Genomic DNA, 24,841 nt, shown 5'->3' with positions numbered 1-24,841 from the left:
TCTCCTCCATGAACTCATTTCGCTCTATTACATACTATATTAGCTTTTTCAAACTGGAAACTCAAAAACATTACGAATAAGCATTTTGCAAAATCACAAAGCTTACGTCATGAGAGCATGTTACAATAACCGTATTTGGGCTTAAATAATCATAGGAACTACATACCCACTTCATGTGATTTACTCCATTTTATCATTAAAATGAATCATGGGAACGCCTTACAGAGGTTTCATGCAGGAAAGGAGCGGCAAAGTTATGATTCAAATTGGACTGACGGGCTGGGGCGATCATGATGATTTGTATCCGACCGGGACTAAAGCTAACCAAAAACTAAGGGTCTATGGAAGCCATTTTCCAGTAGTAGAGATGGATAGTTCTTTTTATGCGGTACAGCCTACGGATCGTATGGCACGCTGGGCGGCGGAAACTCCGGACTCCTTTTCATTTCTCGTCAAGGCCTATCAAGGCATGACCGGCCATACCCGCGGCAAACAGCCTTACTTCAAAACAACGGATGCGATGTACGAAGCACTACATGCATCCATATTGCCTCTTCGTGAAGCGGGCAAGCTCAAGGCCGTGCTGTTTCAATACCCACCCTGGTTCGACTGTACACGTGAGAATGTCGCCATACTGCGAGACACAAAAAATAGGATGGGAGAGGTCCCATCCGTACTTGAATTCAGACATCAAAGCTGGTTCACACCAGAATTTCGGAAGCAAACGCTGGCATTTATGCGTGAAGAAGGCTGGATACATAGCGTATGCGACGAGCCGCAGGCAGGACTCGGGTCGGTTCCCATTGTGCCGCAGGCTACAGACAGCAATCTGACCATCGTACGTCTCCACGGACGGAATATATCGGGTTGGAATCAAAGCTCCGCGCCTAATTGGCGGGAGGTTCGTTATCTGTATCGGTACAATGAACAGGAATTGGCCGAATGGAAAGACCGATTGCTGGAGCTGGAGCAGCAAAGCCGTGAGGTATGCGTTATATTCAACAACAACTCTGGTGGAGACGCCGCTGCCAACGCCAAACAGCTCATGACCATGCTGGGTATGGAGCCTAAGCCTTTTCCACCTCGCAAGCCACCTGAAGCGGATCAAGGGCCAGAACAGCTTGAACTATTTTGAGGACGGACGGTCGATGAGAGATTGGGAATAGCCTGCCTGAGCTTGCATTCGTTATCCAGCAAATGCGGATCAGCAGGCAAATAACGTAAAGCGTCTTGGTTATGCTTATACGAAGCTTCCAGCTTACCTACATGGGCGTAGCAATGGCTGAGCCGGACATGGGGGAACCAAGAGTAGCATGGTAGCGGGACAGGTCGCATCCCCGGAAGATGATGCTGTTGCTCCAATGCCTGGTTATACCAGTATGCAGCAGTGCTCCATTCGCTTCTTGTGAAAAACCAGTCTCCGATCATGCAGCACAAGTCTGCTTGCGGCACCCCGTATCGAAAAGAGCGTAGCAGACGATCCAGCTGTTGCTCGGGCTTCCCGAGATGAAGATAGCATTCAGCTGCTCGCGCACAAGCAGTAATGCGATCTTCCCGGTAGCCGCTCGGCTCCTTCAGCAGATGGTCGAAGGCCTCTGCTGCCTTGGCATATTCCTTGCGGTCAAAGCATTCATTGGCGTGAAAATACAACAGACGCCCTTCCAGCTTACCGCTTTCGCTAATCCACCGGGCGAGAATACGCTGGTTACGAAGGGTATGGTCTTGCATTCGGCGATGTGTTACTGCCACATCCGCATGCACGATTCGCCCCTGAGGTATCACCAGATCCTCATGCAGACGCCCTTCCCAGCGGTATTGTCGCTCCCGCTTCACAAGGCGAATACGGCGTGAGCTGAACAACGGTTCACCTTGGTCACCCTCTGCCAAGTGAAGTGGCATCACCACCGCGTCGATATTTTCGGACAAACGCTGTTTTAAGGAACGCAGACGTTCACGATCGGATTCCAGCAGCACATCATCCGCATCCAGCCACATGATATAGGAACACGTTGCCTTGGCAAACGATTCATTACGTGCAGCGGCAAAGTCATCCTTCCATTCAAACGTATAGATTCGATCCGTATAGCGGGCTGCTATCGTCTTCGTCTCATCCGTTGATCCTGTGTCCACAACGATAATTTCATCCATCAGGTCTGCGACCGAATCCAGACACCGGGACAGTGTTAACTCCTCATTTTTTACAATCATACACAAGCTAAGGGTCATTGGATGCTCAGTCATGAAATCACGTCATCCCCTTTACTGTTGGCTAACTCTTCCGTTGCTTTTCCGGTAGACTTGCCATCAGTATATGCACTTCTCCTCTCAGACTGCGTCTTGTCTATCTGCTCGACACGCGTACTCCTTTCGGACGGCAACAGTTGTTGCTCCATATACCGGATTCGCTGTACCGCCTTGTCGAGTGCAGCCTTTCTCTGATTCATCTTGCGAACATGCTGCTGCTCTACCTGCTGAAACTGCCCCTCATCCAGTTTCATCCACTCATTCAGATGCTCTGCCCCTGGCTTAGCCTCCCGCAGCTCTTTCGGCTTCTTACGACCTGCAAAGCACAAATATTTGTGCTGCACCTCCAGCACTTGCTCTTGAAAGTAAGGATACAGCACACGGGAGAGACTTCCGGCATAGTAAGTCCGTTTGTGATCATGAAATGGATGGTATCCATAAGGTACAGACAGGACGAGCGTCCCTTTTTTATTCAACAAGCGGTAAGCATGAGCCAGCAGAGTGTCGGGATGCGCAAAATGCTCCAAAATCTCTCCTAAAATAATAGTGTCAAATCCACCAGGAGGACGCTCAAATTGTGAAATGTCTTTTAACAGAAAGTGAACTCTTCCCCGTACAGGTGCGGATTCCTGGCGAAGTTCTTTTTTTGCATATGAAATACTGCCCTCTTCCAAATCAATGGCCGTTACCTCAAAGCCTTCCCGCGCGAGCAAAATAGATGTTATCCCCTGACTGCATCCAACATCCAGCACGGTACGTCCCTGTACATGGCGGCAAATCCAGTGAATTCGATTGCGGGTGGCTTCATGAGATTCCTCCGAATTGATCTGCCCGTAATAACGTTCGTTTACCTGATCACGGTTAGCCAACAGCGGCGCCCCCTCCGTCACCAGGATGCCCCAAGATTACGACATGGCCACCAGTGCAATGTGCAGTCGCATTACGTGTATCGAAGACCAGCGGGGCATGGTCAACCAACTGTTGGTAGTTCACCACTGAATGGTCTGTCGTGATGACTACAATATCTGCACTTTCCCACAGCTGGGCATTTGCCGTCCGCGATGGAATTTCTTCACCGTTCAGCTTAAAACTCGATACATACGGGTCGGTAAAGCTAACCGAAGCGCCCATTTTAGTTAGATGCTCGAACAGGACAAGCGCCGGAGATTCCCGAACATCATCAATGTCCTTTTTGTAGGCCACACCTGCCAGAATGATGCTGGCCTTGTTTATGGCCTTCCCTTCCTGAGCGAGCATGGATTCGATTCGCTCCGCGATATACAGCGGCATACGCCGATTCATACGGTCTGCCAGATCCACGAATTCTAGTGGAAATCCATGCTGCTCTGATTTCCACGACAGGTATAGCGGATCAACCGGGATACAGTGCCCCCCAATGCCTGGGCCTGGATAAAAGGGCATGTAACCGAACGGCTTGGTTGCCGCTGCATCCAATACCTCCCATATATTGATGCCAATTTTCTCACAAGCGGCTGTCAGCTCATTGACCATCCCAATGTTGACACTGCGGAACGTATTTTCAAACAGCTTGGCGGCTTCAGCCACGGTTGTCGAGCTAACCGGAACAATCTGATCCAAAAAGGACCCGTAAAAGCCTGCTCCCGCTGCCAGACAACTCGGTGTGCAACCGCCGATCACCTTGGGAGTGTTGCGAATGTTAAAATAGACGCTGCCCGGATCGACACGTTCCGGTGAAAAGCACACATAAAAATCCTTACCTACCGTCCAGCCCCTGCGCTGCTCTATCACTGGCCGAATCAGTTCCTCGGTCGTTCCCGGATAAGTCGTGCTTTCCAGAATCAACAGGGTTTGTCTACGCAAATGAGGTATGGCCTGATCAATTGCCTTCTCAATATAGGACGTATCCGGCTGATGTCCGTTTGTCAGCGGTGTAGGCACACATATCACGACGATATCCGCATGCTCCAGCACCTTGATATCCGTAACTGGATGCAATTGCTGCCCGATTAGGCCTGCCAGTGCATCATCGCCAATGTCTATGATGTACGACTTTCCTTGAAGCAACTTGGCCACTTTGACAGGATCGGAATCTATACCATATACATCATAACCAGCCTTCGCCATTTCCACTGCCATGGGCAGTCCTACATAGCCGAGACCGATCACTGCCACCTTTACAGTTCCTTTTGTGATTTTTTCCATAAGCTGCAAAATACCCACCTCTTTCTTCGTTACTCCATACCTTGCAGTAACTCAGCAATTCCAGCGCGATCCATTAACTCATCGTCCGAGCGATATTGTCCGAAGCTTACCCGCTCCAATCCACCATATTGACTCAACAAACGCTTGTCTGCTTGCTGAGGAAGAATAACAAAATAACGATCATCATAGCGATACGTATGCGGAACCTCATAGGGCGAAATCAGCACCTCATGCAGCTTTTCCCCACCACGTATACCAATTTCCTTCACTTTTAACTTAGGCTGTCCCGCCTGTTCTTTCATCACTTCTGCCAAATCCGCAATATTACAGCCCTTCATTTTCATGACTAGCGTCTCTCCACCAATCGCCATAACAGAGGCCTTCAGCAGCAAGCCAATCGCCTCTCCAAGCGTGAGGAAGAAGCGTGTCATATCTGGGCTCGTAAGCGTTAAATCCTGACTTTCCGCGATCTGGCGTTTGAACAGAGGTACGACACTTCCACTCGTCCCTAGCACATTGCCGCCGCGAATACACACAAAGCGCGTGCGCTCACTTAAGGCGTTGGCACGGATCATCAATCTTTCGCCAATCGCCTTGGTCATGCCATATACATTCACCGGGTCTACCGCCTTGTCTGTAGAGACATCAATGACCTTGGCGACTCCCTGCTCTATGCTGGCCCGGATCACATTTTCCGTACCATGTACATTCGTCTTGAAAGCCTCTTCCGGCTGTTTCTCACATACAGGGACATGCTTTAAGGCCGCCAAATGAAACACATAATCTACCCCGCGACAAGCTTCCTGCAATGCCTGAAGGTCCCGAATATCTCCGATTATGAAATTCAGCCGGGGATCAGACTGAAATTGCCGCTGCATGGCAATCTGTGCAAATTCGCCGCGTGAGAAAATACGGATTTCCGTCGGTCCCTCCTTCAGCAATTCAGCCGTCAGGCGTTGCCCCCAAGATCCCGTTCCTCCGGTCACCAGCAGTTTTTTTCCTTTGAACAATATAATCTCCTCCTGACCGTTACGAATTGGCAATGCCTGTGCCCAAAAATTCAGCCAGCACCGTATTCATTTCATTTTCTGAGAGTCGATCCTTCGCCGGCACCTTTTTCACCGAAGTATTGGCGGCATGAATGACATTCACATAGTTGCGAAGCGGAATCACCTCATGCGGCAGCTCGGTTACATATCCGTGCGTGCCTTTTCCAGGAATAACGACACGGTAATCATTCAGAAATTCCTCTACTTGATAACGAAACACATAAAAGGAAGGCGAACGGTGAAATACCGGTGCCATCTGTCCCTCAACCGCATCCCACAAGTACCCCATTTGGTTTACCAGCGCAACCGTATCCGGTTGAAACTTGTAATCATGCAACTGCTGTACAAATGACTGGTGGTATAAATCGTCGGAATCAATTCTAGCAATGAGCAGTTCGTCTGCGCCTTCGATATACGCATGAATACGACGTTTACTTTCAATGCTCGTACCAAAACGAATATGTTCGGGAATAGGCTCCCGTTGAGCCAGTTCCTCTTCCATAATGTCGCTGCATCCGCCCGCCAGCTTGACGACAGATAAGAAATCGGCGTTCGTCTGATTGAGTAGACTGCGTAGCGTAAAAGTTCTGAAAATATCCAGTCGCTCGCTGATCCACTCGCGTGTCAGGCGGTTGGGATTCATCCCATAGTTATTAAAATTAATTTCAATCACAATCTTGCGATTCATTGAACTTCCTCCCTTTCATCCGTCTCCTCTCAAGTTATGAAGACGCTCCTGAAACGGCACGTACAAATGCAACAACTCTTGCAAAAATAGGTAGAATCGAAAAAGAATAGTTGTTCATACAAAAACCTTTTTACTTTCGGCATATGATAGAATACGAAGCTTGTTGCTCCACTTGAAAAGTTGAACAAGCAGGACTGACAGGGAGGAAACAGGATATGACGAATCCAAAATATCTGGAGATTGACGAGGTATTGAAACGTTTGAAGCTGGCACTTGATCAGCACCAGCCCTTCTCGCTTATACGTATTGGAGATGGAGAAAATTTGGTGTTGGCTCAAGACACCGTCTGGCCGATGGAAAAGGTGTTACAGGAACGCTGGGCGGTCAAAGCCAATCTCGGCCAAAAGGGATTATTTCTGCCCAATACGGAACTACGAGACGCAGTGGCAGTGGCAGTGAGCAAAGCCAGCATCGCAGGCATTTTGCCATATGATGACGAATCTATCAAAGCACCGTCTTATATGAAACGAGAGCTGACCGATCAGGTCTTTGCTCACTATGCTCTTTCCCCCGCTCTGACTTGCCACGCCTGTCTGAACCGATATTTGGCGGAGACCCCCGCATTCTGGGACATCCTAAAAAATCGACGCATTCTGCTGGTGACCCGGACGGCAACTGAAGTCAAGCCTGTTCTTGAAGCAGAGCCGTACAGACTGCATATTGCACACACGATCGCATTTCATCAATATGAACAGATGCCGGAAACACTCGGGTGGATCGCAGCACACAAAGATGACTTTGATATTGCGCTGTTCTCTTGTGGTGTCAATGCCGTGGTATTGGCGCAAAAAACAGCAGAATTAACTGGCAAAGTGGGTATAGACTTCGGCAAGGCGATTAATATCGTCATGTTCGGCAAAGCTAATTAAGGAATAAAAGAAATAATCTGAATAAAATCAACCGTGGAATCTATGCTCTCTCTGTATACCAAAAAAAGCATCAGCAAAATGAAACCCGCTGGTGCTTTTTGCTATCAACATTGCCCCAAACTTACTTGAAAATAGAGTTTGAGATTACCTGTCTCTTCTTTTACAATATTACAGAAACTAGCATTCATTCGAGATCATGAGGAGGATGTTGAATATGTCGCATAACAAGAGATTGAAGACATATCCACTTGCAAAAGCAAAGCATGTAAAGGTTCATGGTCGAACTCCCCCGACACTCACCCCTCTCACTCTGTTTTGGACAGGCAGCGGCATTGAATTGAATATGAAAGGCTCAGAGCTATGGATTGAAATAGAGGCCGATTATCAGCTCTATGAGTCTTGGATCAGTATTATCGTCAATGGTGTCCCGATGAGTCGCTTGATGGTGACCGCTGGACGGCATTGGATCTGTCTTCTAAGAGGTTTGAACTCTGACACAGTCAAAAATGTTCGTGTGGTCAAGGATGTCCAGCCTATGAGCTCGGACCCGCGCTGCTTGTTGCAAATTCATGCCATTAAGGTTGACGGAGAAATGCTACCCGTCCCTGATAAGCCTCTTAAGGTAGAATTTATCGGTGACAGCATTACCTCGGGAGAAGGGACAATTGGAGCGAAGGAGGAGACTGACTGGGTTCCCATGCTGTTTACCGCCCTACGCAATTATACAGCCCTAGCAGCCGAGGCATTGAATGCGGACTACCGAGTGTTCTCACAAAGCGGATGGGGTGTGCTGACAAGCTGGGATAACAATCCACATGGGAACATACCGGCATATTATGAGCAGATATGCGGTGTGCTCACTGGCGAAAGAAATGAAGCCTTAGGAGCATTTGCGGATCATGATTTTACCTCCTGGCAACCGGACGTGGTCGTAGTGAATTTGGGGACTAATGACGGGGGAGCCTTTTATTCTCCTGCATGGACGGACCCGGCAAGTGGGAAAGTGTATAAGCAACGCTTGAACGAAGATGGCACGTTTAATGAAGAAGATTTACAAGCTTTTGAAAACGCTACCGAACGTTTTCTTGTCAAGCTTCGGACCTGTAATCCTGCCGCCCATATTGTGTGGGCCTATGGAATGCTTGGTACTCCAATGATGCCAGCGATCTACCGGGCGGTAGACGCGTATAAGAAGAGAACGAAAGACCGGAAGGTGTCGGTATTCCAACTGCCTAACACGACAGAAGCAACGATAGGATCCCGCAGCCATCCCGGACTCCTCGCCCATACCAAAGCAGCAGATGAGCTGACTCAGTATTTACGAGAAATTTTAAAGAATTAGAAGCCAGAACAAGCAAAATAAACTCTGTTTTACACACTTATGAAGTAATCCCAACAACCAGGTTCTCGATGTTGCCAAGGAGCATAGCCACAAGCCTACGGCAAATTTCTGCCCTAGGCTGTGGCTGATAGGTTGGGAGCACAGCCGCCTAGTCAAGGAAAACTATGAACAGGCAGTGGGCTCTTAAGCAGGGAATGCTTTTATGAAATATTTTATAAAAACGAAGTCGAAGCGATGCCCGTGAATACTTCCGGACCATTGCGAACAGTGGTCGATACACCCGAAATATAAGAAGAATATACTGTTTGTATTGCCCAAGGAGCAGACAGATCCTGTGCATTAAAAGCTTGTGTTTCATTCGACCCTGTCACGCCCAATACCCCCTCGGCGCGGTAGACTACCTCGCTCGGATCATAGTCAGCACCACGCACGATTTCTACCGCATACGTATCACCAAGCTCACCGATCAGACCAATCGAACCACTAAAAGTTACGATCGGACTCGGTACTAGAAAGGTTCTCAGTGTAATCAAACCGAATCGCTCCGGTGCAGGACTTAATTGAATATCGGGGCCCTCACCTGTCTTTGATGAATTGGTGGAGCTTCTCATATCCAGAAAAAAACCCATACCTTATCCCTCCAGATTGCATGATACTCCATGCTATGCAAGCAATTCTTTGGTGTATTGGACAAATTAGCAATAAATCTATCAATTCAGCTCCAAAAAACCGATAGTAAATACATATGGTGTAAGCTTTTGAAATGAATATATAGTTAGAAAGCAGGGGTTAGATGAAACAACTGAAACGACTGAAAACATTAACACTACGCAAGAAATTGACAGCAGCATTCCTGCTGGTCATGCTCGTTCCTAGTATTATAGTAGGCTCTTTCTCTTATCAGGCAGCGTATAACCAGACAGATCGTCAATTACTAGACAGTGCGACATCCAGCGTTACCGCAGCTGATCGCGCAGTTACTCAAACGATTCAGGCCAAAATCGCTGATCTCGAATATTACTCTACAACGTTGACAGCGAGTGATGACAGCGCTGAAGCAGATGATGCCATTCTAAAAAGATTACAAGTATATTTGAAAATGCATGCGGAAGTTGTTGATATGTTTGTAGGAACTCCCGAAGGTAAGCTCATTATTGGTAAAGCCGTGGGCTCCACCAACGATCCCCGTGAGCGTCCGTGGTACAAACAGGCCATGGAGAAACCGGGGCAAACCGTAATCAGCCCTGTCGGACTTAATACGGCTAAGGTCCCTGTTGTGTATATTTCACGTACACTTCCCGACAGCAGCGGTGTTCTCGGTCTTTCTCTGAATCTGAATAATTTAAAAGAAATCACAAAGCTAAGAATCGGACAAAATGGCTATATTGTGATATTCGATGGTACCAAACGTATCGTTACCCACCCGACAGAAGTCAGCGGGAGTACCCAAATGGGAGAAAAAACGCCTGAACTGTTTGCTTCCAAGGAGGGCAGCTTCGATCACAATGATGCTGGCGTAGCTAAACACCTGATTTTCAAAACCAATGAGTTGACAGGCTGGAAAATTGCCGGAACGATGGACAAATCAGAAACCCGTGCCTCCGCCCAACCGATTCTTCTCACGACAATCGTAGTGTTGGTCATTGCAGCCATCATCATTGGTGTGCTCACAATGTGGCTAATCAGCAGTATCCTTAAACCCATTCATAGATTGCGTAATTCCATGGATGCTATCAGCCAAGGCAATCTATCGCTTAACGTGGCTACGAACAGCACAGATGAAATTGGTGAACTATCAAGATATTTCCAACAAATGGTGGATAACCTGCGTAACATGATTAGAGAAATTCAGGCAATGACAGGCAACCTGTCAGCATCCTCGCAAGAGCTTGCCGCAGGTGCAGAACAAACGACCCGTGCCATTGAGCATGTGACCGTAGCCATTCAAGATGTAGCCGCAGGCAGTGAACGTCAGGTGGACAGCGCTAAAGATAATCAGGAACGAGTTAGCGGCATGTCTGCTGACATTACAGCTATGACCGACACCATGGCAGAAATGACCACTTACTCCGAACAAGCTATTCAAGCGTCGGATGCAGGCAGTGAGCATATCGGCAATAGTGTCATCTCCATCGACGGTATTCGCACTACCGTGGAAGAGCTCGATGCGATTATCAGCGCTTTGAGTGACCGATCCGGAAGAATCGGAACGATTGTCACCGTCATTACGGAAATTGCTAGCCAGACTAATCTGCTCGCACTGAACGCTTCTATTGAAGCAGCACGAGCTGGAGAGCATGGCAAAGGTTTTGCTGTCGTAGCCACAGAGGTCCGCAAGCTGGCTGAAAACTCAGCTTATTCCGCTCAGCAAATTCGCGAACAGATTCAAGGGATACAGAGCGGTGTATCTGAAGCACTGATTGCTATGGAATCTGCCAAAGAACGTGTAACCGAAGGTATTAATTCCATTGATCTATCCGGTCGCTCCTTCTCGCGCATCCGTAGAGCAGTAGTCAAATCAGCGAAGCAGCTCGATAATGTGGCCGCTTCTACTGCCGGAGTTGCCAATGGAACGAATGCAGTCGTTAGCAGCATGGAGGAAATTACACGCATCGCTGAAGAAGCAGCATCTCATACAGAGACTGTGTCCGCAGCCGCAGAGGAACAGCTTGCCTCCATGGAAGAGATCGGTTCGTCTGCCGCAGACCTGACCCGTCTGGCAGAGCAGCTTCAAGATTTACTGGCACAATTCCAATTGGATGAAACAAAATAACCATTCCTACCGATAAACACAGAGTAAGTAAATTTCCAAAAATGAAGGAGGATGGAACATGGATATCGCAGCATTATCCACAGGTATGAGTCAGGCCAGCTTGGCTCAAGCCGTAAGTGTGAAGGTAATGGGTATGGCTAAAGATCAGGCCAATGAACAAGGGCAGGCTTTGGTACAGATGATGGAAAAAAGCGTACAACCACATCTTGGGGGTCAACTGGACATCCGGGCATAAGTACATCCTATTCATGATGAAAGGCGATTCTACTCAGGTCTGTACAGACCTGGGCAGAATCGTTTTTTTATCTCCCTATTTTTCGTTCAGCTTAAAACGTAGTAAACTAGACATATCGTCCACAACCTCGGTTCGGAGGATAGCGCAATATAAACACGATTTACATTTAAAAAGGAGGATACATAGTTTATGAGTTATACTGAATATTTTGAAAAAGCCAGAGAACAACAACTGGGCGAACTACAGGAATGGCTATCCATTCCGAGTATCTCCGCATTATCGGAGCACAAAAAAGACATTAACCAAGCAGCCGAATGGCTAGCGGCCAAACTGACTGCTGCCGGCTTGGAAAACGTTGAAATTATCCCGACCAAAGGCCACCCGCTGGTGTACGCCGACCATTTGCATGCACCTGGCAAGCCCACCATCCTCGTGTATGGACACTATGATGTACAACCTGTGGACCCGCTTCACCTGTGGGAAACGCCACCGTTTGAGCCATCCATTCGCGATGGAAAATTGTATGCGCGCGGAGCGACAGACGATAAGGGGCAAGTTTTCTTGCACATTAAGGCGGTTGAGGCCATTTTGAAGCAGGAAGGTAAATTGCCGCTAAACATCAAATTTTGCATTGAAGGCGAGGAAGAGGTATCCAGTCCGAACCTGCTTGAGTTTTTGCACACCGGTGCTGAACGCCTGGCAGCCGATGCTGTACTGGTATCCGACACCTCTCTGATCGAAAAAGGGAAGCCTGCAATTTGCACAGGCTTGCGCGGGCTATGCTCACTGGAAGTCGCCATTCACACGGCGAACACGGATCTGCATTCTGGCTCCTTCGGTGGCGGTGTGCCGAATGCCTTGCATGCTCTGGTGTCCCTGCTGGCAACTCTGCATGACGACAAAGGCCGTGTTAGCGTCGAAGGCTTCTACGACGATGTTGCTCCGTTATCGGCAGAAATGAAAGCCGAATTCGTAAAGCAAGGCTTCAATGAGAGCAAGCTGCAACAAGATCTCGCACTTGATTCCCTTTATGGCGAAGAAGGATTCAGTTTCGTGGAACGTGTTGGGGCTCGTCCTACACTGGAACTGAACGGTGTATATGGCGGCTTCCAGGGTGAAGGTACGAAAACTGTCATTCCGAAGGAAGCTCATGCGAAAATTACATGCCGCTTGGTAGCTAATCAGAATCCGCAAGACATCCTAGACAAAATCGAGCGCCATTTACGCGCACACGTTCAGGCAGGAGCTACTCTGGATATTCAACAAGGTGAGAAAGCGAATGCCTTTAACATTGATCCGTCACATGCGTTTTTACAAGCAGCAGCGGATGCCTTTGAGAAGGTATACGGTGTACGTGCCCTATTTACCAAGGATGGAGGCTCCATTCCGATCGTGGAAACCTTCTCCCGTGTGCTGAGTGCTCCCGTTGTATTGATGGGCTTTGGCTTGCCAGATGAGAACCTGCATGCGCCAAACGAGCACTTTAATTTGGAGAATTTCGACAAGGGTCTGCTGACAATTGTTGAGTTTCTGAAATCTGTGTGAGCATATGACAACTTATAATGACTAAGTTATAATTAGAGAGGGCGAAAGCCCTTTCTATTTTTTTTGAGGAGCGCTGCACAATATGATTATTCAGTTCATTCGTTTACGGTAATGTGAGGTACAGTTCATGACAAACTCAACCATTTTTTCGAAAAATGGGTTGGGTCTATTTGACTGTGCCTTTTTTCATTCACCAAATACGAATGAACGAGGTGCTTTTCTATGTCCACATGGAATAAACACGAGATGAAGGCTGGCTTGATCGGGAAGCATCAGCATCTTTTTAGTTGTCCTGTATGCTCTCAGCCCATGCGTATGGTGGAAGGCAAAAGCCTCCTATGTGCGAATCAGCATTGCTATGATCTTTCAAAACTCGGGTATTTACATTTAGCCGCCCGGTCCCATAAGACCAAATATGATAAACAACTATTTACCTCCAGAAGAATCATGTGCCATAACGGATTCTTTGATCCTTTAAATGAAGCTATAAGCAACACCATGATGAAGTTTATGAAACCCCTGTTCGATCAAAAATCACACCTGTACTTGCTGGATGCAGGTTGCGGGGAAGGCTCTCATTTGAGCCACATTCAGGACAAGCTTACCTGGAAGGGAATTACCGAGCTTACAAGCGTAGGTATGGACCTGTCTAAAGCAGGTATTGTGGCCGCAGCCAAAGCATATCCTCATGCCCTCTGGTGTGTTGCCGATCTGGCTCATTGCCCGTTTGCAAACCAACAATTTGACGGGGTACTCAATATTCTATCCCCTTCCAATTATACTGAATTTAAAAGGATTCTTTCGAAGGACGGCTGCATCCTAAAGGTCATTCCCGAATCATATTATCTTCAGGAATTGAGATGCTTGTATGAACAGAAAAAGCCAGCTTATTCAAATGACAATATATTAAGCCGATTTAGAGATCAATTTAATCTTCTATCCGCCGAACGAGTAACCTATCGCTTTATGTTAAATGCCGACCTCGTGGAGCCTTTGCTTCATATGACTCCCTTATCGTGGGGAGCGACGGAAGCAGACTGGCAGCGAATACAGAACATAGATTTACCCTATGTTACAGTAGATTTGCTCATCTTATGCGGTAAAAAATAACATACCAAAAAGCATTCACAGCATGTGATTACACATGTTTTGTGAATGCTTTTTTTTTACATTAATACCATCAATCAAGAAAAACGAGTATAGCGCAACAGGTGCAGGAGCCGATTCAACCGTTCTATCTCACGATCCAGCTCATGCAGTGGCTGCCCTGCCAAAGCAGCGTTCGCTCTCCGATCACCTAGCGGGTTTATTTTTCGATTAATGAGTTTCAGCACGGTGGCCTTTCCCATATTATTCACCACCACATATTGCGTTAGCGGATCAAGCTCAATCCACAGTACATGATGCTCTTGAAAAAAAGACAGTAATTGCTTTTTTAACTGCTCCAGTTCATGAGGCTCACCTGCAATTTGCGGATGATGATGAAAGGCTACATAGCCCATCAATCGCAGGTCGCTTATGATTTGTTCCAAATGAAGCGTTTCGTTTATGTATACTTTATTCGTGCTGATGCGGTTTCTTGCACCATTCGTATGATGTTCCCGGATGACATTCACCCCCTGACTATCGTTATATCAAGATGTATCTTTCCACTTTTTCACTGTAACGCAATCGGCTTTAAAAAAGTCAGAACGTATACAAGCCTTACGAATAAAAAAAACAACCGGCTTATACGCCAGTTGTTTCCCGTTCCACAAAATACTTATTGGTCATATAATGAGCCTTGCCTCTGGAAGTATCAACCATACCCTTTTTGTTGTCGAGAAAAACAATCTCCCGGCATTTGGTGCAGTACCACTTGGTCCGCTTGAAAGGAGATTCTGTTACATACGATGTACCACATTTGCAATCTACTTTAATTAAGGTTTCTGTTGATTTGTAAGCTTGAGATAGCTCTCTTAAGCCAGTATCCGGCTGTTGAATCGGGATAATGACCTCCTGATAGCTTGAATACTGATTGTGCACTTTAAAGTCAGCCACCAGTTCCGCATGCAGTCCAAAGTACTCTTTGCCAATCTCAGTTACAAATTTCTTGCCGATTCTGTAACACTCAAGCCATTCCTGTATCTGTTGATTAGACAAAGGCACCGTGCCCTTGATACCACTATTTAATGTGTAAGTCATGATGTATAAAGTATCATCTTGTCTATGTCCGTACATGAGAAGCCTCCTTATAATACACTTGATAATGTACTACAAAGCGTAAAAAACATCAATTTTATTATTTGGCAAAAGATATAGTAGCATTTCCAGGTATGGATTTAATATATGGTGAAAAATATACAAAGACGCGTGCAAGTCTGCTAGAAAAGCAACTGACAATCTGTCAGTTGCTTTGTCTTTCTACATAGTATTTGTTGGTCATGTACCAGGCCTTGCCTGTATTCGTATCCACCATGCCCTTTTTACGATCAAGGAATACAATATTGTTGCATTCCTTGCATGACCACTTGGTTCTCTTATGAGGTGATTCTTCTATATAGGAAGCACCACATTTACATTCTACCTGAATTAATGTTTTATACTGACTATACGCTTCTACCAGTGGGTCCAGATCTACAGCTTTGTGTTCCATTACAGGCTGTATCATGGATATGTGCTCTCTCTGCTCCGAGTATTCATTATGTACCTTGAAATCTGCTACCAACTCAGGGTTTAAACCAAAATATTGTTTGCCCACAACCGTTACAAATTTACTGCCAATTCGGTATGCTTTAATCCATTCCTGCACCTGTTTAGTGGTCAGGTCGACAGTTCCCTTTATACCGCTGTTCAGCGTATAAGTCATTAAGTGTTGGTTGGGTGTCATGTGTCTTATTGTTCACCTCCGATCAAGAATATACCACAGGTAGTCCTACACAAAAGCCGATTCATCTTCCATCCTGTCGTCATGCTGAACACCGCTATTCAAGGGTATATATGTGTACTTCATTCTTAGACTATCACCAGATGCATTTCTATCTAAATACAACTTTGTGGTACAGCTTCTACCTAAATTACTCTTATTATCGGTGAACGCATGGTATTTTCTTCCTTATCTATATAGTACACCACTTACACACAAATTCCCACCTATTTCAGCGGTTTAATCGTTTTTTTCGTCATTTACTCACCTTTGCTAGTTTAGATCTTTGTATGCTTAATCTGGCTGAACATAATTGCTACAGGTGGCTTATGCCGAATCATATAAATTGGAATACTATCACGCTCTGCCCGTAGATGCTTTAACCCTTGGAATTTCTGCGGGCTGAGCCTTTTCCCAAGGGAGCGTGATAATAATGAAGCCTAACCCAAAAAATCGTAATCAAGCTTATTTTAGACATCACAGAAAGCGTGTTATTCGCCGTAAAAAACGGCTTTCATCTCACTGGGGATGGATCGTCAAATTCGAAGGTACCTTTTCTAAAGGAAAGATCCATTGTTCTTGCTGGATGTGTAGCAACAAAACAAAACGACTGGGCTATCCCAAATCAGAGCAAGCAAGAATTGCTAGCTGTCAGGAACAGCTTCAGGATTATCGTTTCTAAACTAAAAAAAGATCAACACAAGCGAATGTCTATTGCTAAGACATTCGCTTGTGTTACGTTCACAGTTCACTTTGCTGCTACTCTCCTAATTTTAAGTAGGACAAATTCACTTGGATTGATCAGCTGGTTTATCACAAAACAAAAGCCTTCCCGACCATCCTTCATTGTTGAAGGATGATCGAGAAGACTTTGTACCCCGCAAGGAACGAGAGGTCAGATTTTTAATTCGCCAAGCCTGATTAATTCTACGACCGCCTGTGAACGACCTTTTACGTTCAGTTTCTGCATTACGTTTGTATCGTGTTTTCAAGCACACAAAAAAAGTCAGACCTTTCCCAATACAGAATGAATGTCTACATCCCCGTCCTCACTAACATTTATACGGTCAATCAGCCTCATGAGTATATTCCTTGTTTGATCTACACTGTCATAATCATTTAAGGCAGTTAATTGATTAAGCGCCTGGGAAACTTCCGTCCTAAGCTTATCCTGATTTTTGTGGGCTAACTCCTTCTTGCTCAAAGAAGCTATTTTTTTCATGGAAGCAGATATTTCATCCTCATACATTTCCCGTTCAAAGTCATATTGTTCATCAGTTACTTGTCCAAGCATGTGCTGCCTTCTAACTTCAAAAAGCAACTTTCTATTGGCGTTAACCAATTTTTCAATGCTTTTTATCTCTTCCGAGTAAGTGTTTGCTGTGAATACTGTATTATCATGTATTGAACGTTCGACCCCTTCAAGTTCAACTGCCCTTTTCAGACGATTTACAACCGATTTTATGACCTCATCCCTAAATGACTTATACGGAATCCATGTTTTATTCGTACATCCTGTTTTTCCTTGTCTGCGCCTCTTACTACACATCAAATAGGTGTATCGCTTGCCGTTAGAAGTGCTTATACTGCTCATGGCCACCATTGCTCCTCCACAATGCTTGCAGAATACCAATTTCGCAAAAGCGTTCACGAACGTCCTACGGCCCCCACGCTTCCCTCCCCCGTTGAGTTCCCGAATACTCTGAGCTTTCTCGAACATTTCTGTGCTGATAATAGCAGGGTGAGCATCACAATCTGTTTTCTCCCACTCATCCTCTGGACGCAGTTGCATTTTTTTACGCCGATTCTGTAAATTGTCTAGGTCTTCATAAACTTGCACAGTTTCAAATTTGGAGAATACCACACATCCTGTATAATGCTCATTTTGGAGAATCTTTTGAACTGTAGTAAGTCCCCAGGCTCCTCCTTTGGGGCTCTTGATTTCCGTCTCTTCGTTAAGAAACGTGACAATCATTTTTTCCCCCATTCCCTGGTTAACATACAAGTCGTAAATTAGACGAACTACCTTAGCCTTATCGGGGACAATTTCTAGAGTCTTTCTTCCATCAATCTTCACTTTTTTATATCCGAAAGGTGCAAAAGCGCCAGTGAATTCTTTTCGTTTAGCAGCTTGGCGCTTGCCGCGTCTGACCGATGTGCTTGTGTTTTCAGATTGTTTCTGATTGACAGAAGAGATAATTCCGAAAATCATCTCATTGTCTTCTTTTGCTGAGTCGTACAGATCTTCAATTGAAACTAGGCGAATACCGAGTGCATTTACCAGAGTACGTTTTAGTGATAAGGCGTCTAACGTATCACGGCTAAATCTGGACAATGAAGCAAAATATATTGTGTGAAACTCTCCACTTTTGGCATCCTCTATCATTTGCTTTACATCTTCCCGACCAGTTATATTTGTGGCCGTTCCACGATCTTGATAGACATGTTCTATTTCTATTTCTTCATGAGATGCTTCTTCACGTATCAGCCCCTCTTGATGCTCCGGGCTATCCTTTTGCGAAACTTGTAAAGTAGAAACGCGGACATATGCCCGCGCTTTTTTCGTCTTTCTTTTTTTTGCTCTTACGTTCTGCATTACACGTTACCCCTTTACATGGTTCCTTAAAATCTCGGTTAACCCCATCTTAAGGCTCGCCCCATGCTTTGCCAATATAGAACTTATATTCGGTTCAAGTGCTTTACCGATAGTTTCTATTACATCGCCTTCAACCGGAATAAAATTAATGTTTAACTTTATGCGCTTTTCAGATTTATTTTTTTTCATGAGCATCACCCGCTATTATGCTATGACCGGGGGCTTGGTCATGTTGCCCCTCAGTCGTTCTTGTTGTCTTTGGTAATCATTAGATTAAGGTATGATGCCAGCTTGTAGAATGCTCTCCAACGAATCTTACTGTATGTTGGTTCTGAGATTGGAGGCTTAAACACGAAGCTATATACCCGTTGATCGGTAATGTAATCATGCTCTGTGGTCATGTAACGTTCTTCAATCAAGAATCGTTCCAGACGCGGCATGCGCTTTACAGCTCGTTCTATCCGCTCACAATACTCTTCACGAAATGCCTGAGAATCCACGTTGTGAATAGCAATGTTGGCTGTCTGATCGCTTGTAACATTCGTCGGGCTACTACGTGGCATGTCGCTATAAGCGGCTGTTGTGCTTGCCTCCCGTTCTTCATACGTAAGGTACTTGTACATCCTATATTTCTCCAACGCGTCCTCGACAGCGGCCTGTGTACGTTTCCGGTCGATCTCCGGTAAAAAACTTTGTTGCCCCACTTGGTAATCACCTCATGCTGTATTAAATAAGTTCCCCGACCGAAGCCGGGGAGTATATAAGTGCGTTCTTCTTAGAAAGGCAAATCGTCGTCAGGGTTATCTCCACCTGCAGCACTGGCGGCAATCTCAGCGGCTGCAGCCTCTTCATCATCAATAGGAAGCTTGGCCTGATTCGGATCGTTAATGTCAATTGTCCCGTCAGGATGGATATAACCCTTCACGCCTTCACGTGGCTCAGTCGGCTTGTCCTCTGGTTTCTGTTCGGCCGCTGCAGCAACATCCTCAATGGTGAGCTGGTTGGTTTCCGTCAGAGCTCTGGCAAGGCGCTTCACATCCTCCGTGATTGCTCCATGACGTTTGATAACCTCTGTGAAGCCCTCAATGTCAGGTGGAAGGGTAGTAAGGAGCGGACGACCGTCCGCAGCCTCTACGACACAATCATGCTTGTCGTATTTAGGTGTAATCGTATAAAGAGCATCATCGAGTATATACCGCTTCTGTGGATCGCTGAGGGCCAACCACATATCAGCGTTCAGATAAAGAATTGCGTCCTTGTTAAGCGTGCGGCGCAGATCGTCAGCCAGAACCTTAAACTTACTGAATACCGTTTTCCCCTTAGTCTTCCATCCTCCATGCTTGAAGAGAATTAGAAACGATGTGTCTTCGAGTCGGTCATGATGTTTCTCTATCATATCCTCCAGTAATTCATAGGTTTCTTTAGATGCTTCGGAATGAAATTTTTGTGCTTTTGCCACGGGTGGTTACCCCTCTCAGTTGATTTATTGAAAAACAGTTAGTATCGACAGTGCAATGATAGAAGCAATACAGATATAGAACATGTCACGGATAAATTCCCTATTTCGTTCTCTATCAGCGAAGATACACAGGAAAGAGATTACTAGAATTGAGCCCAGCAGGATCTTAAACCACATACTTGACGGTCACTCCTTCCGCTGATCTTTAGGAGCGAATTTATTTTTATATTTTTTGGACAGCTCGTGAATCACTCGCATTTTGGAGACTCCGACCTGCTTTGCGATATCTGAACGAGATACACCCGCCTTGGCTAATCTGTGAATTTCTTTGACAGTATTTTTAGGAATAGGATCACTCAGGCTATCTAACAGTAAGTCCGGCACCGGAGTTGGAATATCCCAAGCACTTGAGCCCGGCAATTTTGGACCCATACTGCGCTGACGCTCCTGTACCTGACCGCCTGTGCGGTGCTGACGCTTGCTCATCCTTTACCGCCTCCATTCTCGTCCTCAAAATACCAGGTGAATTGTTCGCCTATCTCCTGCCATACCCAGTCTGTATAGGCTTCGGTTATGTCCGCCTCTGTTGCATCGTCGTCGAAATTCACAACTTCCTTATATGGCTGACTGCCCGGACCAGGATTGCGGTAGAATACTACTCGTTTCATTCCTGACTACCTCCTTGGGGCTGTAGCAGCTCCGGGTTATCGTGTATACTCCCAACAATCTCATAACTGCATTTAGGATCTAAAAACTCAGATAGGTTATTTGTGGCGTGATATGGTTTATCACTTGCCTTGCCATCTCCCCAAAAATATGAAGGGTATGAAGTGCTTTGATCAGTGTAGACGTACCATGATACAGCCCCGTCCATCGGGTATTTTTCAGGTGTCCCAAATCGAACTTCACCGACTACCAAGATTTCAGAAGTAACGGCGTATTCGTTGTAGGTTCTACCAACTCTTCTTCGTGTGGTGCCAGTCCGTACGCTGCGTACCCGAGCTACCAAGTGACCGCCATAAATTTCCTCACCGTTCTTATCCTTGAGTCCGGTATATTGACCTACTGATTCGGGATGCACTTCATCCGCGCTAAAATTGTCCCCGATTCGTTTTACGATCCAAGCTTTATCCCCATCAAATACAGGCACACCATAAATCCATTCGCCGTAATTGATCTTTTTACCACGGAATTTACTATCTCTCATGCTTATTTCCCCTTTGCTTTATAGGTATAGGGTAAGAGGCTGTTATACCACATATATTAAAATTTCAAGAAAATTACTCCTACGTATTTTCTCCCGTCATCACATGTCCACTTTTTTAAAAACTCAGCCAGCTCATCCACTTTTGAAATTTCTTTCGTGGTGGCCGACACCCAGTTGACGGGTTCCCTTTTTAAACTCCTAATTTTGCAACTGGGGCAATCGCAATATTTATATAGTCCGTACAACTTCGTAGCTTTTACTCGATCCCAATTGTCATAACAAACCCTATAATTTGAATGCTTGGGTGTTTTCACTGGGTGTTATCTCTCCTTTATAGGTAGTAGGGGGTGTATCCCCTAAATCGGTTTTGATAAGATCCGATATCGCGTATCTGTCTGACCATCGATCCATATTGTCCATAGGCACTCCATTGTCGGGCTTCCGCCTCGCTCACCCTCCATGAAGTCAGGCCGCCAATTAAGAGCCAGCACATAGGCTGGTGGATGCTGCTGGAATAACTCTGTCCGTTTGGAAGCATGCCAGAATTGTGATTTAAGCAGCATCGCCACAATATCCGCTTCCCCTACCGCTTTACGTATAAACTGAGCTGACAAGCTAAATGGTGGGTTGGTTATGATTGCATCACAGCCTGTACCCTCTACCGTCAAATAATTTATGCCCCCGTTGCCAAATCCCGTATACCGTATGTCTGACGAAGCGACATGATATCCCGCTGCTTCCAGTACCTGTGACATCGATCCATCTCCGCAAGCCGGCTCCCATACATTAAGCGGCAACGTGGTTACATTCTCATGCAGGAATTTTATAAGTGCAGTCGTTACATTTGCTGGAGTCGGGTAATAATCCAGATCCCTACGTTTGCTTGTTGCAGATCCGTTCGCTAAATTAGTACCATTCATATGTCTATCCCCCTTATGGAGGGCTGTTCCCTCCTTCTTATCCCCTATGGGGCCTTAATTTCCTCGATTTCAACGTTCAAGATTTCAAGAGCTTTGCACATGCCAAGTTGGAAAATTTCCTCGTCAGTATAATCCGTAAAAATTCGCCCGCGTCCAAATTCAAGAATCATTTTCTCAATCCGTTTCTTTGAAAGTTTCATGTGTTTGTCCTCTCTGCCCTTGGGGGCTATGCTTCCTTACTTACTGAGCCTACATTTATACCTTCAATTTCCTTCCCAAGAATACTCAGGACCCAACGGACACCAGCGCGCCATCCGGTGTTATGTTCGCTCTTGATGCTGTATGAATCTTGATAGATTGCTAGCAGAGTTTCTTCCGTGGTCAGTTCCACTTCGTACCCTGTGATAAGCGCCTGAGCCAGCAACCAAACAGACATACCGTTAAGCGCCTCTGCAGGTGTTCCGCTCTTCCAGCCAAGTGGGGATTTAGCGTGCTCTTGCAATAGCTCTTGTTTTCCCCATCCAGAAAGCAGATACTTTATCGCCTCGTCCTCTGCCTTGGTCAGCACAGGTTTATAAGGTTCATCATCTTCACCTGATTCCTCCTGAATGAAAGGCTCCGTTTTTGCTGCAACCTCTTCAACAGGATCAGCAGGCGTTGGATCTTCCTTCGGCTGAGGGTCGCGAGACTCCTTAAACCGAGCTATCACCACTTCTTCGGCCTCTATTGAGTTAATGCCCCATTTGGGTAACCAGTAAGAGTTAAGGCTATTCGGTGTAATACCCAGCTTCTTAGCTGCGTTTGAACGGGATAAAGCTTCTGCACGGAGCTTTAAATAATCATTTTTTGATGCTTTTGCCACGGGTGATTCCTCCTTGATAGTCTTTGTCTTGGCCCGGAATGTCAGCGGCTTTGTGTGTGACTTTGGTATTGGCTTACCAACAATCTTTTCGAGTTCTTCCGGGCTGAGGGTGTACGTTTTAACGTCACCCTGACCCTGCGAAGACAACTCATTTTTCCAATTTGGGACGGATGTTCCCATGAAATGCCCCTCTCTGAGCGTTTTTGGGCGCAGCTACCCGCCGCAGGACCCAATAGCCCCGGGTGTTATGCCTTATTTAAGATGGATTCTATGACTTCGATTTGGTACGGCTGAGTGTCCAGCAGTGGCATGTATTCGCGCATTCTATACAGGTTGAGCGCTATGCGGGCAATGATGTATGCATCCACTACGTCATGGCTGGGATGTGTATATCCAAAGTGTAATTTGGCTGCGGCTGCCATTGCCTTTTTCTTCTCCGCATCTTTCAACCGCCGCTTTTTGCCTGTCTCTCCAGTCCATCCAGTAACAGCAACATACTTTTTAACAGCGCTGGGCATTACCAGATTGAAACTCAAGCCTTTACGATGAATAATGGTCCGCAAATTTCCGTGAATCATCCCGGTTGTTATACCCTTTTGGGTACCAGGAGCGGCATCCTCTTTAAGAATTTCGTCCCCAGGATGGAGCAGCTGATAAAGCTGATTCTGTAAGGATACAAGTTGCGGAGTTGTTATCCCTCCGGGTATCTTAGGTCCTTTACCTCGGATAGCTGTCTGTAACAGCACGTTAGCCTCGATGTCCAAAGCAACAACCCCTGTTGTCGTCGCTGGGTCGATTCCTACAAATCTCATAGCCGGATCTATATCCAAAAGATTCATCGCTGCGCCGCCTCCCAACTGCGCTGCCGCCCATACTCTGTAATCTTGTACAGATGGTCCTGGTTGGCTCGGGCAATTACATTTTGAAGGACCTTGGTAGCTTCCCCGGGCGGTAGGGTCTCACGCGCCTGTTGTCGGATCAGGCCTACCGTTACCTGCAGCACATCGAACAGTTCTGAAAGAGTATGGCGTTGGTCGTAGTCCTTGGACTCCACTTCCTCGATCGGCTCATTAACTTCCTCGTGAAGCTTGACCCGCATATCTCCCGGCTGGTACCCATAAACCGGATAGTCCAGTACGGGAATTGCGAAAACTATGAATTGTTCGCTCATGACTTGGCCTCCTCGGTTTCCTTATCCCGCTTTTCATTCAACCAGTCACAATATGCTTGGCATTCTTCTTCTTTTTTGAAGAACACCCCGTGTTTTTGTAAATCTTCGAACTTCATCCCCTCTTGGTAAAGCTGCTTGAGCATTGTGGTTGAAGCAATTTCTGCGTAGTCGTCTTCACTATCACTTTTGGACTTTGATACTTTGTACCAAGCCAACATTTCACGATTCCGTCCAAACTTAAATTCAGTGAGTGTGTTTTCTCTCGGTTTGTAATACACTACACTTTCGTCGCAAGTACATCTTTCGTACGACTCCCTTCCAAGTGGTGTTTTGTAGTGTATTCTTCTTTTTTCATCGCACTTGTCACATTTCGGCAGCTTCACAAAGTCCATATCAGCACTGAACAGAGTAACTCCGAAACTTTCAAGAAGCGTAGATAATCTTAGGTGACGGACCTTGCTTTCAGCTTCCTTAATTTCGCGGTTTAATTCTCTCTCTTTCATTTCGTAGGTAGATTGCAACGTCTTTAAAGTGCGTTTCACTTCCTGCAACTCGGCGTTTTCCTTGCGGAGCCGCGCAACTTCATCTTTGTGGTCCTGCTTCACGCTGTCCATAAGCGATTCTTTGAGTTCTTCCATTTTCTGATCGAACTCGCTTGGCTCATCGTAAAAATCGTCATAATCATACATGTGGTCTGGTTCGTAAGGCATACCGTTCATCCTCTCCCTATTG

At 46.1% G+C, this 24,841-nt stretch carries 30 protein-coding genes and 1 pseudogene; 8 read left to right on the top strand and 23 right to left on the bottom strand.

The window, feature by feature from the left end:
- The first annotated feature begins 256 nt into the window (after positions 1-256).
- Positions 257-1,135 (top strand): DUF72 domain-containing protein, encoded by an 879-nt coding sequence (locus ABEW32_RS11705; RefSeq protein WP_430187879.1) that lies wholly within the window; start codon positions 257-259, stop codon positions 1,133-1,135.
- Here the strand turns inward: ABEW32_RS11705 and ABEW32_RS11700 are convergent.
- From ABEW32_RS11700 to ABEW32_RS11680, 5 genes are read right to left on the bottom strand one after another with little or no spacing between them, the layout of a single operon-like run.
- Positions 1,105-2,241: a tetratricopeptide repeat-containing glycosyltransferase family 2 protein gene (locus ABEW32_RS11700; RefSeq protein WP_430187877.1), complete on the bottom strand. Its 1,137-nt coding sequence runs from the start codon at positions 2,239-2,241 to the stop codon at positions 1,105-1,107. The two genes, ABEW32_RS11705 and ABEW32_RS11700, sit on opposite strands and share 31 nt — an antisense overlap.
- Positions 2,238-3,113 carry a class I SAM-dependent methyltransferase gene (locus ABEW32_RS11695; protein WP_430187875.1) on the bottom strand — a complete coding sequence of 292 codons (876 nt, stop codon included), beginning with the start codon at positions 3,111-3,113 and terminating at the stop codon, positions 2,238-2,240. Before ABEW32_RS11695 ends, ABEW32_RS11700 begins: the two co-directional genes overlap by 4 nt.
- Positions 3,106-4,428 (bottom strand): nucleotide sugar dehydrogenase, encoded by a 1,323-nt coding sequence (locus ABEW32_RS11690; protein ID WP_430187873.1) that lies wholly within the window; start codon positions 4,426-4,428, stop codon positions 3,106-3,108. Before ABEW32_RS11690 ends, ABEW32_RS11695 begins: the two co-directional genes overlap by 8 nt.
- Positions 4,429-4,457: 29 nt before the next feature.
- Positions 4,458-5,438, bottom strand: coding sequence for a polysaccharide biosynthesis protein (locus ABEW32_RS11685; RefSeq protein WP_430187871.1), 981 nt, complete (start codon positions 5,436-5,438; stop codon positions 4,458-4,460).
- 19 nt (positions 5,439-5,457) lie between these two features.
- Positions 5,458-6,165 carry a glycosyltransferase gene (locus tag ABEW32_RS11680; protein WP_430187869.1) on the bottom strand — a complete coding sequence of 236 codons (708 nt, stop codon included), beginning with the start codon at positions 6,163-6,165 and terminating at the stop codon, positions 5,458-5,460.
- Positions 6,166-6,380: 215 nt separating this feature from the next.
- Between ABEW32_RS11680 and ABEW32_RS11675 the strand changes: the two genes are divergently transcribed.
- Together ABEW32_RS11675 and ABEW32_RS11670 are read left to right on the top strand one after the other, a co-directional pair.
- On the top strand, positions 6,381-7,094 hold the full coding sequence (locus tag ABEW32_RS11675) for a GT-D fold domain-containing glycosyltransferase (RefSeq protein ID WP_430187867.1): 714 nt from the start codon (positions 6,381-6,383) through the stop codon (positions 7,092-7,094).
- Positions 7,095-7,308: 214 nt separating this feature from the next.
- Complete coding sequence (locus ABEW32_RS11670) at positions 7,309-8,436, top strand: SGNH/GDSL hydrolase family protein (RefSeq protein ID WP_430187865.1); 1,128 nt, start codon at positions 7,309-7,311, stop codon at positions 8,434-8,436.
- A gap of 212 nt (positions 8,437-8,648) precedes the next feature.
- Here ABEW32_RS11670 and ABEW32_RS11665 read toward each other — a convergent pair whose 3' ends face one another.
- Complete coding sequence (locus tag ABEW32_RS11665) at positions 8,649-9,065, bottom strand: hypothetical protein (RefSeq protein ID WP_430187863.1); 417 nt, start codon at positions 9,063-9,065, stop codon at positions 8,649-8,651.
- Between the two features lie 164 nt (positions 9,066-9,229).
- Between ABEW32_RS11665 and ABEW32_RS11660 the strand changes: the two genes are divergently transcribed.
- The 4 genes from ABEW32_RS11660 to ABEW32_RS11645 all read left to right on the top strand — a co-directional run bounded on the left by ABEW32_RS11660 (position 9,230) and on the right by ABEW32_RS11645 (position 14,099).
- A complete protein-coding gene (locus ABEW32_RS11660) occupies positions 9,230-11,209 on the top strand; it encodes a methyl-accepting chemotaxis protein (protein WP_430187861.1) in 1,980 nt (659 codons plus the stop codon).
- A gap of 58 nt (positions 11,210-11,267) precedes the next feature.
- The gene (locus tag ABEW32_RS11655; RefSeq protein ID WP_064797435.1) at positions 11,268-11,444 is read left to right on the top strand and encodes a YjfB family protein; all 177 of its coding nucleotides are present in this window, start codon (positions 11,268-11,270) and stop codon (positions 11,442-11,444) included.
- A gap of 189 nt (positions 11,445-11,633) precedes the next feature.
- Positions 11,634-12,989, top strand: a complete 1,356-nt coding sequence (locus tag ABEW32_RS11650; protein ID WP_430187859.1) for a dipeptidase — start codon at positions 11,634-11,636, stop codon at positions 12,987-12,989.
- Between the two features lie 222 nt (positions 12,990-13,211).
- Positions 13,212-14,099, top strand: coding sequence for a putative RNA methyltransferase (locus ABEW32_RS11645; protein WP_430187857.1), 888 nt, complete (start codon positions 13,212-13,214; stop codon positions 14,097-14,099).
- A 74-nt stretch (positions 14,100-14,173) separates the two neighbouring features.
- Here ABEW32_RS11645 and ABEW32_RS11640 read toward each other — a convergent pair whose 3' ends face one another.
- The 3 genes from ABEW32_RS11640 to ABEW32_RS11630 all read right to left on the bottom strand — a co-directional run bounded on the left by ABEW32_RS11640 (position 14,174) and on the right by ABEW32_RS11630 (position 15,858).
- Complete coding sequence (locus ABEW32_RS11640) at positions 14,174-14,605, bottom strand: hypothetical protein (protein WP_430187856.1); 432 nt, start codon at positions 14,603-14,605, stop codon at positions 14,174-14,176.
- A gap of 112 nt (positions 14,606-14,717) precedes the next feature.
- Positions 14,718-15,209, bottom strand: a complete 492-nt coding sequence (locus tag ABEW32_RS11635) for a hypothetical protein (RefSeq protein WP_013372771.1) — start codon at positions 15,207-15,209, stop codon at positions 14,718-14,720.
- Positions 15,210-15,375: 166 nt separating this feature from the next.
- Complete coding sequence (locus tag ABEW32_RS11630) at positions 15,376-15,858, bottom strand: hypothetical protein (RefSeq protein ID WP_430187855.1); 483 nt, start codon at positions 15,856-15,858, stop codon at positions 15,376-15,378.
- A 469-nt stretch (positions 15,859-16,327) separates the two neighbouring features.
- On the opposite strand from ABEW32_RS11630, the gene ABEW32_RS11625 reads away from it, so the two are divergent.
- Positions 16,328-16,576: a hypothetical protein gene (locus ABEW32_RS11625; RefSeq protein WP_430187853.1), complete on the top strand. Its 249-nt coding sequence runs from the start codon at positions 16,328-16,330 to the stop codon at positions 16,574-16,576.
- A gap of 213 nt (positions 16,577-16,789) precedes the next feature.
- Here the strand turns inward: ABEW32_RS11625 and ABEW32_RS11620 are convergent.
- From ABEW32_RS11620 to ABEW32_RS11555, 14 genes and pseudogenes are all read right to left on the bottom strand, one after another.
- Positions 16,790-16,879, bottom strand: a pseudogene (locus tag ABEW32_RS11620) (helix-turn-helix domain-containing protein); the annotation flags it as partial.
- 21 nt (positions 16,880-16,900) lie between these two features.
- On the bottom strand, positions 16,901-18,490 hold the full coding sequence (locus ABEW32_RS11615; RefSeq protein ID WP_430187851.1) for a recombinase family protein: 1,590 nt from the start codon (positions 18,488-18,490) through the stop codon (positions 16,901-16,903).
- 6 nt (positions 18,491-18,496) lie between these two features.
- The gene (locus tag ABEW32_RS11610; protein ID WP_430187849.1) at positions 18,497-18,679 is read right to left on the bottom strand and encodes a hypothetical protein; all 183 of its coding nucleotides are present in this window, start codon (positions 18,677-18,679) and stop codon (positions 18,497-18,499) included.
- Positions 18,680-18,729: 50 nt separating this feature from the next.
- Positions 18,730-19,194, bottom strand: a complete 465-nt coding sequence (locus ABEW32_RS11605) for an ArpU family phage packaging/lysis transcriptional regulator (RefSeq protein ID WP_430187847.1) — start codon at positions 19,192-19,194, stop codon at positions 18,730-18,732.
- Positions 19,195-19,265: 71 nt separating this feature from the next.
- Positions 19,266-19,949 (bottom strand): putative metallopeptidase, encoded by a 684-nt coding sequence (locus ABEW32_RS11600; protein WP_430187845.1) that lies wholly within the window; start codon positions 19,947-19,949, stop codon positions 19,266-19,268.
- Between the two features lie 186 nt (positions 19,950-20,135).
- On the bottom strand, positions 20,136-20,435 hold the full coding sequence (locus ABEW32_RS11595) for a hypothetical protein (RefSeq protein WP_430187843.1): 300 nt from the start codon (positions 20,433-20,435) through the stop codon (positions 20,136-20,138).
- Complete coding sequence (locus ABEW32_RS11590; protein ID WP_430187841.1) at positions 20,432-20,617, bottom strand: hypothetical protein; 186 nt, start codon at positions 20,615-20,617, stop codon at positions 20,432-20,434. The genes ABEW32_RS11595 and ABEW32_RS11590 overlap by 4 nt, the downstream gene beginning before the upstream one ends.
- The gene (locus ABEW32_RS11585) at positions 20,614-21,156 is read right to left on the bottom strand and encodes a YopX family protein (RefSeq protein ID WP_430187839.1); all 543 of its coding nucleotides are present in this window, start codon (positions 21,154-21,156) and stop codon (positions 20,614-20,616) included. The genes ABEW32_RS11590 and ABEW32_RS11585 overlap by 4 nt, the downstream gene beginning before the upstream one ends.
- A gap of 356 nt (positions 21,157-21,512) precedes the next feature.
- Positions 21,513-22,076 carry an SAM-dependent DNA methyltransferase gene (locus ABEW32_RS11580; RefSeq protein WP_430187837.1) on the bottom strand — a complete coding sequence of 188 codons (564 nt, stop codon included), beginning with the start codon at positions 22,074-22,076 and terminating at the stop codon, positions 21,513-21,515.
- Positions 22,077-22,120: 44 nt separating this feature from the next.
- Positions 22,121-22,276: a hypothetical protein gene (locus tag ABEW32_RS11575; RefSeq protein WP_430187835.1), complete on the bottom strand. Its 156-nt coding sequence runs from the start codon at positions 22,274-22,276 to the stop codon at positions 22,121-22,123.
- A 26-nt stretch (positions 22,277-22,302) separates the two neighbouring features.
- Entirely contained in the window at positions 22,303-22,938 is a 636-nt protein-coding gene (locus ABEW32_RS11570) for a hypothetical protein (RefSeq protein WP_430187833.1), read from the bottom strand.
- A 245-nt stretch (positions 22,939-23,183) separates the two neighbouring features.
- Complete coding sequence (locus tag ABEW32_RS11565; protein ID WP_430187831.1) at positions 23,184-23,777, bottom strand: hypothetical protein; 594 nt, start codon at positions 23,775-23,777, stop codon at positions 23,184-23,186.
- Positions 23,774-24,109 carry a hypothetical protein gene (locus tag ABEW32_RS11560; protein ID WP_430187829.1) on the bottom strand — a complete coding sequence of 112 codons (336 nt, stop codon included), beginning with the start codon at positions 24,107-24,109 and terminating at the stop codon, positions 23,774-23,776. The genes ABEW32_RS11565 and ABEW32_RS11560 overlap by 4 nt, the downstream gene beginning before the upstream one ends.
- Complete coding sequence (locus ABEW32_RS11555; protein WP_430187827.1) at positions 24,106-24,819, bottom strand: hypothetical protein; 714 nt, start codon at positions 24,817-24,819, stop codon at positions 24,106-24,108. Before ABEW32_RS11555 ends, ABEW32_RS11560 begins: the two co-directional genes overlap by 4 nt.
- Positions 24,820-24,841 lie beyond the last annotated feature (22 nt).

Origin of the sequence: Paenibacillus jamilae, from assembly GCF_050482105.1 — a bacterium.
Taxonomy (GTDB): Bacteria; Bacillota; Bacilli; order Paenibacillales; family Paenibacillaceae; genus Paenibacillus; species Paenibacillus jamilae_B.
Note: the sequence above shows the minus strand (reverse complement) of the source record. Positions and strands in the feature narration are given on the sequence as shown.